The sequence below is a fragment of the Serratia sp. X10 genome, from assembly GCF_017811775.1.
Lineage (GTDB): Bacteria > Pseudomonadota > Gammaproteobacteria > Enterobacterales > Enterobacteriaceae > Serratia > Serratia ureilytica.
Map to the genome: position 1 here is coordinate 505,198 of NZ_JAEIOH010000001.1, position 12,771 is coordinate 517,968.

13 protein-coding genes are annotated in these 12,771 nt (G+C 61.8%); 8 read left to right on the forward strand and 5 right to left on the reverse strand.

Annotated elements, in window-relative coordinates:
* Positions 1-161: 161 nt before the first annotated feature.
* The 4 genes from J9788_RS02670 (at position 162) to J9788_RS02685 (ending at position 4,104) form a co-directional block, all read left to right on the forward strand.
* A complete protein-coding gene (locus J9788_RS02670; protein ID WP_046898560.1) occupies positions 162-1,532 on the forward strand; it encodes an APC family permease in 1,371 nt (456 codons plus the stop codon).
* Between the two features lie 91 nt (positions 1,533-1,623).
* Complete coding sequence (gene yddG / locus J9788_RS02675; RefSeq protein ID WP_046898559.1) at positions 1,624-2,517, forward strand: aromatic amino acid DMT transporter YddG; 894 nt, start codon at positions 1,624-1,626, stop codon at positions 2,515-2,517.
* 73 nt (positions 2,518-2,590) lie between these two features.
* The gene (locus J9788_RS02680; protein WP_046898558.1) at positions 2,591-2,863 is read left to right on the forward strand and encodes a hypothetical protein; all 273 of its coding nucleotides are present in this window, start codon (positions 2,591-2,593) and stop codon (positions 2,861-2,863) included.
* Positions 2,864-3,225: 362 nt separating this feature from the next.
* A complete protein-coding gene (locus J9788_RS02685; RefSeq protein WP_046898557.1) occupies positions 3,226-4,104 on the forward strand; it encodes a nucleoside-specific channel-forming protein Tsx in 879 nt (292 codons plus the stop codon).
* A gap of 54 nt (positions 4,105-4,158) precedes the next feature.
* Here the strand turns inward: J9788_RS02685 and J9788_RS02690 are convergent, their stop codons facing one another.
* Positions 4,159-4,338: a hypothetical protein gene (locus J9788_RS02690; protein ID WP_033642811.1), complete on the reverse strand. Its 180-nt coding sequence runs from the start codon at positions 4,336-4,338 to the stop codon at positions 4,159-4,161.
* Between the two features lie 442 nt (positions 4,339-4,780).
* Between J9788_RS02690 and J9788_RS02695 the strand changes: the two genes are divergently transcribed.
* Positions 4,781-5,269 (forward strand): anti-virulence regulator CigR family protein, encoded by a 489-nt coding sequence (locus J9788_RS02695; protein ID WP_047576109.1) that lies wholly within the window; start codon positions 4,781-4,783, stop codon positions 5,267-5,269.
* A gap of 115 nt (positions 5,270-5,384) precedes the next feature.
* The gene (locus J9788_RS02700) at positions 5,385-5,915 is read left to right on the forward strand and encodes a chorismate mutase (protein WP_182264609.1); all 531 of its coding nucleotides are present in this window, start codon (positions 5,385-5,387) and stop codon (positions 5,913-5,915) included.
* Positions 5,916-5,918: 3 nt separating this feature from the next.
* Here the strand turns inward: J9788_RS02700 and J9788_RS02705 are convergent, their stop codons facing one another.
* The 4 genes from J9788_RS02705 to hutC form a co-directional block, all read right to left on the reverse strand.
* Positions 5,919-7,454, reverse strand: a complete 1,536-nt coding sequence (locus tag J9788_RS02705) for a serine hydrolase (protein WP_182264608.1) — start codon at positions 7,452-7,454, stop codon at positions 5,919-5,921.
* Positions 7,455-7,697: 243 nt separating this feature from the next.
* The gene (gene hutG / locus J9788_RS02710) at positions 7,698-8,501 is read right to left on the reverse strand and encodes an N-formylglutamate deformylase (protein WP_182264607.1); all 804 of its coding nucleotides are present in this window, start codon (positions 8,499-8,501) and stop codon (positions 7,698-7,700) included.
* Entirely contained in the window at positions 8,498-9,721 is a 1,224-nt protein-coding gene (gene hutI, locus J9788_RS02715) for an imidazolonepropionase (protein WP_004941304.1), read from the reverse strand. The genes hutG and hutI overlap by 4 nt, the downstream gene beginning before the upstream one ends.
* Before the next feature lie 157 nt (positions 9,722-9,878).
* On the reverse strand, positions 9,879-10,634 hold the full coding sequence (hutC, locus tag J9788_RS02720) for a histidine utilization repressor (RefSeq protein WP_033652097.1): 756 nt from the start codon (positions 10,632-10,634) through the stop codon (positions 9,879-9,881).
* Positions 10,635-10,814: 180 nt separating this feature from the next.
* On the opposite strand from hutC, the gene J9788_RS02725 reads away from it, so the two are divergent.
* Together J9788_RS02725 and J9788_RS02730 are read left to right on the forward strand one after the other, a co-directional pair.
* On the forward strand, positions 10,815-12,185 hold the full coding sequence (locus J9788_RS02725; RefSeq protein WP_182264606.1) for a formimidoylglutamate deiminase: 1,371 nt from the start codon (positions 10,815-10,817) through the stop codon (positions 12,183-12,185).
* Positions 12,185-12,748 carry a HutD family protein gene (locus J9788_RS02730; protein ID WP_182264605.1) on the forward strand — a complete coding sequence of 188 codons (564 nt, stop codon included), beginning with the start codon at positions 12,185-12,187 and terminating at the stop codon, positions 12,746-12,748. The genes J9788_RS02725 and J9788_RS02730 overlap by 1 nt, the downstream gene beginning before the upstream one ends.
* Positions 12,749-12,771 lie beyond the last annotated feature (23 nt).

Here is a 12,771-nt window from a genome sequence, read left to right on the forward strand (position 1 = left end):
CTGCGCAGACGTTTGCCTGTGCCGCAGTGCCGACGGGCCGGTCGTCGGCCGCCCGACAGCGATCCCAACCCGTTTTTCCCGCCGCCTGAGCAGCAGTTTCCCCGCGGCCTCTCTGAATGACGTTGCACGGTTGACAGCAGAGGACCAAAAGGGGAAATGCCATGACGACTAAAGCCATCGACGGCGGCCTGGCGGGCAAACCGCAGCTGCGCAAATCCCTCAAGCTGTGGCAGGTGGTGATGATGGGCCTGGCCTATCTGACGCCGATGACGGTGTTCGACACCTTCGGCATCGTCTCCGGCCTCACCGACGGCCATGTGCCGACCTCCTACCTGCTGGCGCTGGCCGGCGTGCTGTTCACCGCCATCAGCTACGGCAAACTGGTGCGCCAGTTTCCCACCGCCGGCTCTGCCTATACCTATGCGCAGAAGGCGATCAATCCGCACGTCGGTTTCCTGGTGGGGTGGTCGTCGCTGCTGGACTATCTGTTCTTGCCGATGATCAACACGCTGCTGGCCAAGATCTACCTGACCGCGCTGTTCCCGGAGGTGCCGCCCTGGGTGTGGGTGGTGGGCTTCGTGATTCTGATCACCGCCATCAACCTGAAAAGCGTCAATCTGGTGGCCAACTTCAATACCCTGTTCGTACTGGCGCAGGTGGCGATCATTTTGGTGTTCATCTATCTGGTGGTACGCGGCCTGCACAACGGCGAGGGGATGGGCACGGTGTGGAGCCTGCGGCCGTTCCTCAGCGAGAATGCGCACCTGCTGCCGATCATTACCGGCGCCACCATCCTGTGCTTTTCGTTCCTCGGCTTCGATGCGGTGACTACGCTGTGCGAAGAGACGCCCGACGCCGCCAAGGTGATCCCGCGCGCCATCTTCCTGACCGCGCTGTACGGCGGGGTGATCTTTATCAGCGTGTCGTTCTTCATTCAGCTGTTTTTCCCGTCCATTCAACGCTTTCACCAGCCCGACGCCGCGCTGCCGGAGATTGCGCTGTACGTCGGCGGCAAACTGTTCCAGTCGATCTTCCTGTGCGTGACCTTTATCAATACGCTGGCCTCCGGCCTGGCGTCGCACGCCAGCGTGTCGCGCTTGCTGTACGTGATGGGGCGCGACAACGTGTTCCCGGAGAAATTCTTCGGCTATATCCATCCCAAATGGCGCACGCCGGCGCTGAACGTGCTGATGGTCGGGTTGGTGGCGTTGTCGGCGCTGTCGTTCGATCTGGTGACCGCCACGGCGCTGATCAACTTTGGCGCGCTGGTGGCCTTTACCTTCGTTAACCTGTCGGTGATCAGCCACTTCTTTATTCGCGAAGGGCGCAACAAAAGCTGGAAGGATCGTTTCAACTTCCTGTTCCTGCCGTTGGTGGGGGCGCTGACGGTGGGCGTGCTGTGGCTGAATCTGGAGAAGAGCTCGCTGACCATGGGATTGATCTGGGCGACGCTGGGCTTCGGCTATTTGGCCTGGCTGACCCGGCGTTTTCGCCAACCGCCGCCGCAGCTGGAGCGGCAACCGCAGCAATAAATTCACAGGCGGGAGTTTCCCGCCTTCCTTTTTGGCGCGAGCGGCAGTAGAGTGAAAAACCTGATAAAAAATAACCTATTGGACCTGCCTTATGCCCGTTTTGCCCTCGCGTACCCGCGCCACGCTGTTCGGTTTGTTGGCCATCGTGCTGTGGAGCAGCGTCGTCGGCCTGATCAGAAGCGTCAGCGAAGGGCTGGGGCCTGTCGGTGGCGCGGCGATGATCTACAGCGTCAGCGCGGCGTTCTTGCTGGTGGCGCTCGGCGTGCCGAAATGGCGCAGCTTTCCGCGGCCTTATCTGATCGTCGGCAGCCTGCTGTTCGTCAGCTACGAGATCTGCCTGTCGCTGTCGCTCGGCTACGCCAATACCCGCCTGCAGGCGATAGAAGTGGGCATGATCAACTACCTGTGGCCCTGTTTCACCGTACTGATGGCGCTGGCGCTCAACGGGCAAAAGGCGAAATGGTGGCTGCTGCCGGGGCTGTTGCTGTCGCTGTTCGGCATCGGCTGGATCATGAGCGGCGAGGGCGGCTGGTCACCGGCGCAGATGCTGGCCAACGTGCGCAGCAATCCGCTCAGCTATACGCTGGCGTTCAGCGGCGCGGTGATCTGGGCGCTGTATTGTAATCTGACCAAGAAGATCGCCCGGGGCAGCAACGGCGTGGTGCTGTTTATCGCGCTGACCGCGCTGGCGCTGTGGCTGAAGTACGCCTTCAGCGCGGAAAGCGGCATGCAGTTCAGCGTCGGCGTGACCGTGACGCTGCTGTGCGCCGGGGTGGCGATGGGGGCGGGGTATGCCGCCTGGAACGTCGGCATTCTGCACGGCAACATGACGCTGCTGGCGACCGTCTCCTATTTTACCCCGGTGCTGTCGGCGGTGTTCGCCGCGCTGGTGCTGCACACCTCGCTGACCGTCAATTTCTGGCAGGGCGTGGCGATGGTCACCCTGGGTTCGCTGATCTGTTGGCGGGCAACTCGCGGAAATTAACGGAAATTATCCGCCATCGCCGCAATGTTGAACTAGAATTTAACTAGCCATGTTGCCTGAAGGAACGACGACAATGAGAAGTGACATTCAATTTATTCAGCAGCCTGAAATCGACGTGCATCATTATGAACGCGGCGATACCGTGCGCCTGACCACGGCGAATTTGCGGCATGAATATCAGCTCGATGTTTATATTTTGCGCCGCGACGATAAGCTGATTTACGGTTCGGTCGTCGCGGCGGCGCCCAAAACCGATATTCCGGTCGCCAGCTGGGAGGTCAAAAACGGTGAAGAGGTCGTGTTTCGCCAGGAAAACATCGCCAAAGCGGTGCCGGCGGTAAACTGATTTCACGTTCCGCACTTTCTCCTGATGCTGATGAAGGCCGACGCTCGCGCGTCGGCTTTTTCTTTTCCACCTCGTGATGACGTCCTGATGTCATTTGGCTCAAAAACTGCGCTAAAAAACGCGACACATGACAAAAATCACAGCGAATGTGAATTTGCATGAAACATAATTTGACAAATGTGAACGCAATCGATTACCTATTCGCGAAATGCGTAACTGGATCACAGATTCTTACAGTCAGTGGTTTCTATAATGCGCGCGTCATCCGAGTTTCTGTGTGAAGACAACGCCAGGTGTCGGCAGACTCATTGTCATCTTTTCTAAACGGGCAGGAAATGGCCCTTTAAGCATGTGGTAATAAAATGAAAAAAATAGCTCTCGCAGCAGGTGTACTGCTCGCAGCGTCTTACAGTGCATCATCAATGGCTGATAGCAAAGACAGTCAATATGTCTCCGACTGGTGGCACCAGAGCGTTAACGTGGTGGGCAGCTACCACACCCGTTTCGGGCCGCAACTGAACAACGACGTGTATCTCGAATACGAAGCCTTCGCCAAGAAAGACTGGTTCGATTTCTACGGCTACGTTGACGTGCCGAAGTTCTTCGGCGTGGGCAACACCCCGGATCGCGGCATCTGGAACAAAGGTTCCCCGCTGTTTATGGAGATTGAACCACGCTTCTCCATCGACAAACTGACCGGCACCGACCTGAGCTTCGGTCCGTTCAAAGAGTGGTACTTCGCCAACAACTACATCTATGACCTGGGCCACAACGCCGACGGTCGTCAAAACACCTGGTACATGGGCCTGGGTACCGATATCGACACCGGCCTGCCGATGAGCCTGTCGATGAACATCTATGCCAAGTACCAGTGGGAAAACTACCAGGCTGCCAATGAGAACAGCTGGGACGGTTACCGCTTCAAGGTGAAGTACTTCGTGCCGCTGACCCAGGTGTGGGGCGGCAACCTGAGCTACATCGGCTTCACCAACTTCGACTTCGGCTCCGATCTGGGCAAGGACAGTGGTAACGCGATCAACGGCAAACAGGTACGCACCGGCAACTCGATCGCCTCCAGCCACATTTTGGCGCTGAACTACGATCATTGGCACTATTCTTTCGTGGCGCGTTATTTCCATAACGGCGGCCAGTGGCAGGATGGCGCGGATATCGGTACGCCGCAGGGCCCGATCAAGTCTACCGGTTGGGGTTACTACCTCGTGGTCGGCTATAACTTCTGATTTTCCGTGTTATCAGAAACAGAAAACCCCGCCTGGCGGGGTTTTTTTTCGTCATCACTGGGCTTGTTCTACCGGGAGATGCCTCACCGGCATAAACAGCCTGCCTTTGATCACGTGACATTCATTATTTATCCAACTAATGATTTGTTCACGGCTGACGCCTTCCGACTGCGCATAACGATGAAGATCGCCGTTAAAGTGCCGAGTGATGTATTCCATGAGGGTCATTTGCACGTCTTTTGCTCCTGAACGCCCACCCGTTGCCAGCCTGGCCACCGCGGGAGGTTAAGGTTTCTCAGACAGCGAATGTAAATTATCGGCAACGAAATCTCAACATAAAGCACCAAATAGGGGCGACGCCGGTGGGAAAAAGAATCCCGCACGGAAAGGCGGGAAGTGTTCGATATTATCATTCTGGATGATAAGAATAAGATTTGAGGTGCGACGAAAAAGAGCACGCTAACTCTTTTTTGTTACCGTCCCACGCTAGCGGAAGGCTTATTTTTCTTCAAGAAAAATCGGGGGTAGATTTCGGAATTCTCGAGGCGTTTTGCGTTAAAACAAGAGAGTGGCGCGAATGCCGTAAAACCGCACTGTCATCTCGGAGTTTTCCTTATACTTTGCCCGGAAAAGGCCAACTATAGTAAACAGAGTCCCCCACGCAGGAATACACAACATGAACAAACGTCGTACGACTCTCACGGTGTTGGCACTGATTGCATCGCTGGGGTTGTCATCCGCCCCGGCCATGGCCGACAAAGGCGGCAATGGTAACGGCAACGGGCATGGCAACAGCGGCAATCATGGCAATAACGGTAACCACGGCAACAATGGCAATCACGGCAACAAAGATAAAGGCGACTATAGAGACTATAGAAACGACGACAATCTGGTTTCCGTCAGCCTCTCGCGCGACCGCGCCCGTTCGCTGGCGCACACCTACGGGCTGACCGGCTACCGCTCGTTGCCGCCGGGCATCGCCAAGAATCTGGCGCGCGGCAAACCGCTGCCGCCGGGCATCGCCAAAAAAATGGTGCCGTCTTCGATGCTGCGTGAACTGCCGCAGTATCCGGGTTATGAATGGCGCATCGCCGGCGACGATCTGGTGCTGGTCGCGCTCAGCACCGCAATTGTGGCTTCCGTCATCAACGGCGTGTTCGACTAACGCCGGTTGGGTCTCATCGGGCCTCGCTGCGGCGGGGCCTTTTTTATTTGCCCGCGCGGGGCTGACGTGGTGAACTTGGCGCCTGACCTTTTCACTGCATCATAAGGGAGGCGCCATGTTCAGGGCGTTATTGATAGCGTGTTGCCTGACCAGTTTTCCGGCGTTGGCGGGCGGCGGCGCCGCTATCGGCGAGCTGGTGAACCAACGGCTGTCGTTGATGAAAGACGTGGCCGGTTACAAGGCGCAGCAGCATTTGCCGATCGAAGATCTGGCGCAGGAGGCGAAGGTGTTGGCCAACGCGCAGGCGGAAGCGGGGCGTTTGGGGCTGGAGCCGGCGTCGGTGCGGCCTTTTATCACCGCGCAGATGGACGCCGCCAAGGCGATTCAGTACCGCTATCGCGCCGACTGGTTGGCGAGCCCGGAAAACGATTGGCAGCCGCGCCCGCTGGCGCAGGTGCGGGTGCAGATCGGGCAACTGAGCAGCCGGATACTGCAGCGTTTGGCGGCGCAGCTGCGCGCCGGCCCGCTCGACGCGGCGGATCGGGCGGCGTTTATGGCGTCCGTGGAACAGGTGAATCTCAGCGCCGCCGACAAACGGCGGCTGGCGGATGCGCTGCTGGCGGTCAAAGCCGACAGCGCGCGCTGATCGTCAGTCGCGGCCGACGGTGCTGCGGCGGAAGGTCAGCATCCGGCTGCGGTTGGCGATGAGATCCACGTTGTAACCGCGGAAATAGAGGCAAAAGCGTTTCAACCACGGGCCGTCCTGGCACTCCACCAGCATGCGGCCCTGGCCCAGCGGGCTGAGCGTGCCGGTCTGTGCCGCCGGGCCGACGCCGATATGCACCCGATTGCCGCGAATTTCAAAGGCGGTGCGATAGTGCGGGTGGTACCACAGCCCCTGCACATGCTTCAGGCAGTCGCCGTTGGCCGTGACCGGCAGGAAACGGCGCGCCACGTGGCCGACCTCGCCCTCGACCGCTTCGCCGGTCCACTTCAATTTGATTGGCATATGGGCGGACAGCGACACCGCATAGCCGTCTTCGCCCTGATACAGCGGTTCGCCGCTGCCCAGATAGGCCAGGTTGCCGTCTTTGACTTCCAGCCAGTGCGGCTCCGCCAGCGTGGCGTAGAGGCCGTCGGGGATCGCCGCGCTGCGCTGCGGCAGCGGTTCGCCCAGCAGCGTCGCCATCACCTGCAAGGCCATGCCGAAACTGTCGCAATCTTCGCGGTTGGCCACCAGCGCGACGCCGGCCTGACGGTCGGGCGCCAGCAGGAAATAGGTTTTGTAACCGGCATGGGAGCCGCCGTGGCCCAGCAGGCTGCGGCGGCCCAGCGGCGTGCGCGCCAGCCCCAGGCCATAGGCGCTGAGTTGGCCCTGATTGAGGCGGCGCGGCGCGCTGAGTTGCGCCAGCACGCCCTGGCCGGGGCCTTGGTCTGCCAATAGCGTTTGCAGCCAGCGGGTGAGGGCGTTGACGCTGCCGGTCAGGCAGCCGGAGGCGGAAAGGTGCAGGCCGGCGCTGGCGTGTTGCCAGCCCTGCGGCGCCCGCCAGTAACCCGGCACCAACCCCGGCACTACGTCGAACCAGCTTTCCGGCGCCCGCATCTGCACCTGCAGCGGCTGGGCGATATGCCGTTGCACCAACTGGTCGAAATCATAGCCTTTGCTGCGCAGCGCGGCCTCCAGCAGCCGATAGCCGGTATTGCTGTAGGCGATCTCGCTGCCGGCCTCATAGTTCAATCTTTCCAGCCCCTCGACAAACTGCATCACCGGCTGCGCTTCGCTGACGGCGTGCAGCGATATGCCCAGCAAGCCGAGCGTTTCGCGCACGTCGGGCAGGCCGCCGGTCATGTCCAGCGCCTGGCCGACGGTGACGTCCGCCAGCGCAGGCTGCAGGGCGGGGAGCAGATCGCCCAGGCGTTGCTCCAGCCGAACGGTGCGATCGGTGGCGTTCAGCGCCAGCGCGGCGAAGATATGCTTGGTCACTGAGGCGTAGCGCACCACGCTGTCGGCGGTGAAGGGGGTGTTCTGCGCCAGATCGGCCAGGCCGGCACAGGCGGTGGCGCGGAGTTGTTCGGCGTCAAACAGGGTGATGGCGCCGCCGGGTTCGCCACGCCGTTGCCAGCCGGCCAGCAGTTGTTCGGCGACGGCGCCGGCAGCGCGCCAGTTTAACGGTGTTACAGACATAGGGCCTCCAGAGAGATATTCGAAACGGGCCAATTGGCCACAGGCCGCCCGGTGCTGACGATGAGCACGGGCTTTTGGGCTGATTGTGGCGCAGTGCGTTTTTCGTCGGCCGCTGTTTTGTGCGCTGTTTGGACCAGTTAGCGGGGAATCACGCGAAACTTTGATATAGCGCGCAGATTGCTGCTGGCGTTGCGGTTAAAGGCAGCAGAAAAACAGGCGCCCGGCGGCGCCTGTAAAGGGGGATCAGTTCAGCCTGGCGGCGCCGTCCAACAGGCTTTCAATCATCTGCTTGAGCAGACGCTGCAGCGAGGCGGCGCGCTGCGGTTCGAACGCGAAAGGATACTGTTCGGACATGTAGTTGACCTGCGCCAGCTCGAGCTGGATCGCATGCTGTTGCTGCTGCGGTTGACCGTAGGCGCGGGTGATGTAACCGCCCTTGAAGCGGCCGTTCAGCACGTGGGTGTACTGCTGTTGCTGCTCGCAGCAGGCGACCAGCCGATCGCTCAGCGCCTGGGCGCAGCTTTCGCCGCCGTTGGTGCCGAGGTTGAGATCCGGCAGTTTGCCGTCGAACAGCCGCGGGATCACCGAGGCGATGGAGTGCGCGTCGAACAGCAACGCATAACCGTGCCGCGCTTTGAGGCGCGCCAGCTCGTTTTGCAGCTGCTGATGATAAGGTTGCCAAATCTGCTGCAGATAGCCGGCGCGTTCTGCGTCCGTCGGCGCTTTGCCCGGCAGGAAGCTTGGGCGGCCGTCGAACAGCACGTCGGGATACAGACCGGTGGTGGCGGTGGTGTACAGCGGTTTGTCGTCCGCCGGGCGGTTCAGATCGATGACGAAGCGCGAATAGTTGCCGACCAGTACGCTGGCGCCCATCGCCCGGGCGAAGTCGTACAGTTGCGGAATGTGCCAGTCGGTATCGGGCAGCGGGCGAGCGTCGTCGGTCAGCCCGGCCTCGACCGCCGGTGTCAGTTGTGTGCCGGCGTGCGGGATGCTGATCAGCAGCGGCAGGCTGCCGGTCTGGAAGCTAAAAGGATCGCGAATGGTCATTGACGTACTTCTCCTCGGAAAATCACCGTACAGGGCAGCTGGCCGCCCAACCAATAAGCCAGTTCCGCCGGCCGCGACAGCGGCCAGTGAACGAAGTCCGCCACCTTGCCGGTTTCCAGCGTGCCGTGGCTGTGCTGCAGCCCCAGCGCTTTGGCGGCGTGGGTGGTGACGCCCGCGAGCGCTTCTTCCGGCGTCAGGCGGAACAGCGTGCAGGCCATGTTGATCATCAGGCGCAGCGACAGCGCCGGCGACGTGCCGGGATTGGCGTCGCTGGCGATCGCCATCGCCACGTGGTGCTTGCGGAACAGCTCCACCGGCGGGCACTGGGTTTCGCGCAGCAGGTAGTAGGCGCCGGGCAGCAGCACCGCCACGGTGCCGGCGTCGCCCATGGCGCGGGCATCTTGTTCGGTGGCGTATTCGAGATGGTCGGCGGAGAGCGCGTGATGGCGCGCCGCCAGTGTGCTGCCGCCGAGGGCGGAGAGCTGCTCGGCGTGCAGTTTGACCGGCAGACCGGCGGCTTCGGCGGCGGCGAAGACCCGCTCCACCTGCGCCGGTGAGAACGCCAGATGTTCGCAAAAGGCGTCAACCGCATCCGCCAGGCCGGCGGCGGCCGCCTGCGGGATGATGGTATCGCAGACCAGATTGATGTAGTCGTCGGCGCGGTTGGCGTATTCCGGCGGCAGCGCATGGGCCGCCAGACAGGTGGTTTTCACCTCGACCGGCAGCAGCTCGCCCAGTTTGCGCGCCACCCGCAGCATTTTCAGCTCGCTTTCCGGGCTGAGACCGTAGCCGGATTTGATTTCCACGCAGGTGACGCCTTCCGCCAGCAGCGGCCGCAGGCGGAACAGCGCCTGCTCCAGCAGCAACGCTTCGTCGGCCTCGCGGGTGGCTTTCACGGTGGAGATGATGCCGCCGCCCTGCGCGGCGATGTCGGCGTAGCTTACGCCGTTCAGCCGCTGTTCGAACTCGCCGCTGCGATTGCCGCCGAACACCAGGTGGGTGTGGCAGTCAACAAAGCCGGGGGTGATGATGCCGCCGTCGAATTTCACCGTTTCGTCCGCGATAAGATCGGGCGGCAGCGCCGCATGTTCGCCAATCCAGACGATCTTACCGTCGCGTACGGCGATCGCGCCGTCGGTCAGGGTGTGATATTTGCCGTCGCGCATGGTGACGATATCGGCGCCGTGCCACAGGCTGTCACAGTGAATCTCAGACGTCATTGCTTTCCTCCGTCGGAGCCGCAGCTCCCACATGGTTGTATATACAATTAAAAACAACCTAACGCATTCACCGGGATGTCACAAGAGGCGGGAGAGATTTTGTTATCAGGATGTGATCGACAACGGAGATGCGGGCGCAGGGCGCGCCCGCCGGGGATCAGACTTCGCTGGTGAAGCGGCCGAACAGCTGGTAACGGCTGCCGGGATACAGCAGCCGGGCCGAGGTCACCACGGTTTTGCCGGACCAGGTGCGACGGTGGATCAGCAGGCCGGGTTCGTGGTCCTCCAGCTGCAGCAGCTCGCGTTCGCGCCGGGTCGGGATCACCGCTTCGACGATGTGTTCGCCGGCGGTCAGCGGCGCGGCCTGCGTCAGATAGGTGTAGGGCGTGACGCGGTCGAAATCCTGCTTCAGGTAATCCGGCGCCACCAGCGGATTGACGCAGCGGTCTTCCACCTGCACCGGCACGTCGTTTTCGTAATGCACGATCTGCGAATAGAACAGCCGTTGGCCGGGCTGAATGCCGAGCGCCGCCGCCTCTTCCTCGCTGGCCGGGCGGGCTTTCAGCTCAAGGATTTTGCTGCTGTGGCGATGACCGCGCGCGGCGATCTCATCGGCGATGTTGTGCACTTCCAGCAGCGCGGTGTGCGCCTTGGCTTCGGCGACGAAGGTGCCGACGCCCTGCATGCGGATCAGAAAACCTTCGCTGGTCAACTCGCGCAGCGCGCGGTTGATGGTCATGCGGCTGACGCCCAGTTCCGCCACCAGTTCACTTTCGGAGGGCACGCGCTGGTGCGGTTGCCAGTGCCCCGCACGGATTTGATTCACGATCGCCTGTTTGACCCGTTGGTAGATCGGGGCGGGGGCATCGCTCATTGCAGCCGCCAGTTGTAACACGGTCTGTTGTTCAGCCACGACGTTAACCTCGTCAAATAAAAAAATAATAACACCAGTTTACTGTTGATGTCGGTGTATGTATATGTATATACAACTAGTGGCCGTCGCGCCAGAAACTTGCCGGCGACCGCCAAAAATTCCTGAAGACGCGCCATCGCCGCGCCTTATTCGCCGTTACATTAACCGTGGAATACTGCCATGCCTGCTTATTTTGCCCCACGCGCTTTGCTCCCTGAGGGCTGGGCGCATAACGTCCGGCTGGACGTCGATGCGCAAGGTTATCTGACTCAAGTTACCGCCAACGCTGAACCGCAAGGCTGCACCCGGCTGCACGGCGATGCGGTGCCGGGCATGCCGAACCTGCACTCCCACGCCTTTCAGCGCGCGATGGCCGGGTTGGCGGAAGTGGCGGGCAACCCGCAGGACAGCTTCTGGACCTGGCGCGATCTGATGTATCGGCTGGTGCAGCGCCTGACGCCGGAGCAGGTGGAGGTGGTCGCCCGTCAACTGTATATCGAAATGCTCAAGGGCGGATATACCCAGGTGGCCGAATTCCACTACCTGCATCACGACGCCGACGGCAAGCCTTACGCCGATCGCGGTGAGATGAGCGGCCGCCTCAGCGAGGCCGCGCATCAGGCCGGCATCGGCATGACGATGCTGCCGGTGCTGTACAGCTACGCCGGTTTTGGCGCCCAGCCGGCCCAGCCGGGGCAGAAACGGTTTATCCAGGATGCCGAAGGCTATCTGCAACAGCAGCAGGTGATTGCTCGCCAACTGGCGGATCGCCCGTTGCAGAATCACGGTCTGTGTTTCCATTCGCTGCGCGCGGTGGAACTTGGCCAGATGCAACAGATTTTGGCCGCGTCGGATCGCACCTTGCCGGTGCATATTCATATCGCCGAGCAGCAAAAAGAGGTGAACGACTGCCTGGCGTGGAGCGGGCAGCGACCGGTGGCCTGGCTGTATGGCCATCTGCCGGTGGATCAGCGCTGGTGTCTGGTGCACGCCACCCATCTGGATCGCGATGAGCTGGAAGCGCTGGCGCGCAGTCGCGCGGTGGCCGGCCTGTGCCCAACCACCGAAGCCAACCTCGGCGACGGCATTTTCCCCGGCGACGCCTATCTGCAGCAGCAGGGGCGTTGGGGCATCGGCTCCGACAGCCACGTTTCGCTCAACGTGGTGGAAGAGCTGCGCTGGTTTGAATACGGCCAGCGGCTGCGCGATCAGCGCCGCAATCGCCTGACGACACCGCAGCAATCGGCGGTGGGCGATGTGCTGTATCACCAGGCGCTGCAAGGCGGCGCGCAGGCGTGCGGCGCGCCGATCGGCCGCTTGCAGAGCGGCTATCGCGCCGACTGGCTGGTGCTGGACGGCGACGATCCGTATTTGGCGGCGGCGCCGGATGCCTCGATCCTCAACCGCTGGCTGTTCGCCGGCGGCAAAGAGCAAATTCGCGATGTGTTCGTCGGCGGCCGACAGGTGATCGAGCAGGGGCGGCACGCGCTGCAGCAGCAGAGCAGCGCCGAGTTCCTGCAGGTGCTGAAAACCTTTCAGCAGGAGGCGTGATGAGCCAGACCCGTTTTAATTTCGCTGGGTTGCCGGTCAGCCCGTGGCGCAACGGCGGCGGGGAAACCCGTGAAATCGTCAGTTGGCCGCCGGGCGAGCCGGATTTCGACTGGCGCGCCAGCATCGCCACCATCGCGCAGGACGGGCCGTTTTCCGCCTTTGCGGGCATCGATCGTTCGATCACGCTGCTGGAAGGCGACGGCGTGCGGCTGTTCAGCGCCGGGCATATCGACCATCAGTTGGCGCGTATCGGGGAGCCGTTCGCCTTTTCCGGCGACGTGGCGCTGGAAGCGACGCTGCTGGGCGGCGCCAGTCAGGATTTCAACATCATGACGCGCCGCGGTCGGCTGGTGGCGCAGGTGCAACGCAGCGCCGAGCCGCTAACCTTGCCGCCGGGGCGGGCGGGGGTGCTGTATGTGCTGAGCGGGCTCTGGTCGCTGCCGGGGGGCGGCGAACTGAGCGCGCGCGAGGGCGTCTGGTGGACGGCATCGGCGGCGGGGGGCGACGTGGCGCCGTTGAGGGCCGGTAGCGCTATCCTGTGGGCGAACATCACACCCCGTTAACGCAGAGTAGAGTCCTGCGCCCG

What these genes read in the sequence shown, in the direction of transcription:
- J9788_RS02670 (WP_046898560.1), top strand. Translation starts at nt 162, where the DNA reads ATGACGACTAAAGCCATCGACGGCGGCCTGGCGGGCAAACCGCAGCTG.
- yddG (WP_046898559.1), top strand. Translation starts at nt 1,624, where the DNA reads ATGCCCGTTTTGCCCTCGCGTACCCGCGCCACGCTGTTCGGTTTGTTG.
- J9788_RS02680 (WP_046898558.1), top strand. Translation starts at nt 2,591, where the DNA reads ATGAGAAGTGACATTCAATTTATTCAGCAGCCTGAAATCGACGTGCAT.
- J9788_RS02685 (WP_046898557.1), top strand. Translation starts at nt 3,226, where the DNA reads ATGAAAAAAATAGCTCTCGCAGCAGGTGTACTGCTCGCAGCGTCTTAC.
- J9788_RS02695 (WP_047576109.1), top strand. Translation starts at nt 4,781, where the DNA reads ATGAACAAACGTCGTACGACTCTCACGGTGTTGGCACTGATTGCATCG.
- J9788_RS02700 (WP_182264609.1), top strand. Translation starts at nt 5,385, where the DNA reads ATGTTCAGGGCGTTATTGATAGCGTGTTGCCTGACCAGTTTTCCGGCG.
- J9788_RS02705 (WP_182264608.1), bottom strand. Translation starts at nt 7,454, where the DNA reads ATGTCTGTAACACCGTTAAACTGGCGCGCTGCCGGCGCCGTCGCCGAA.
- hutG (WP_182264607.1), bottom strand. Translation starts at nt 8,501, where the DNA reads ATGACCATTCGCGATCCTTTTAGCTTCCAGACCGGCAGCCTGCCGCTG.
- hutI (WP_004941304.1), bottom strand. Translation starts at nt 9,721, where the DNA reads ATGACGTCTGAGATTCACTGTGACAGCCTGTGGCACGGCGCCGATATC.
- J9788_RS02725 (WP_182264606.1), top strand. Translation starts at nt 10,815, where the DNA reads ATGCCTGCTTATTTTGCCCCACGCGCTTTGCTCCCTGAGGGCTGGGCG.
- J9788_RS02730 (WP_182264605.1), top strand. Translation starts at nt 12,185, where the DNA reads ATGAGCCAGACCCGTTTTAATTTCGCTGGGTTGCCGGTCAGCCCGTGG.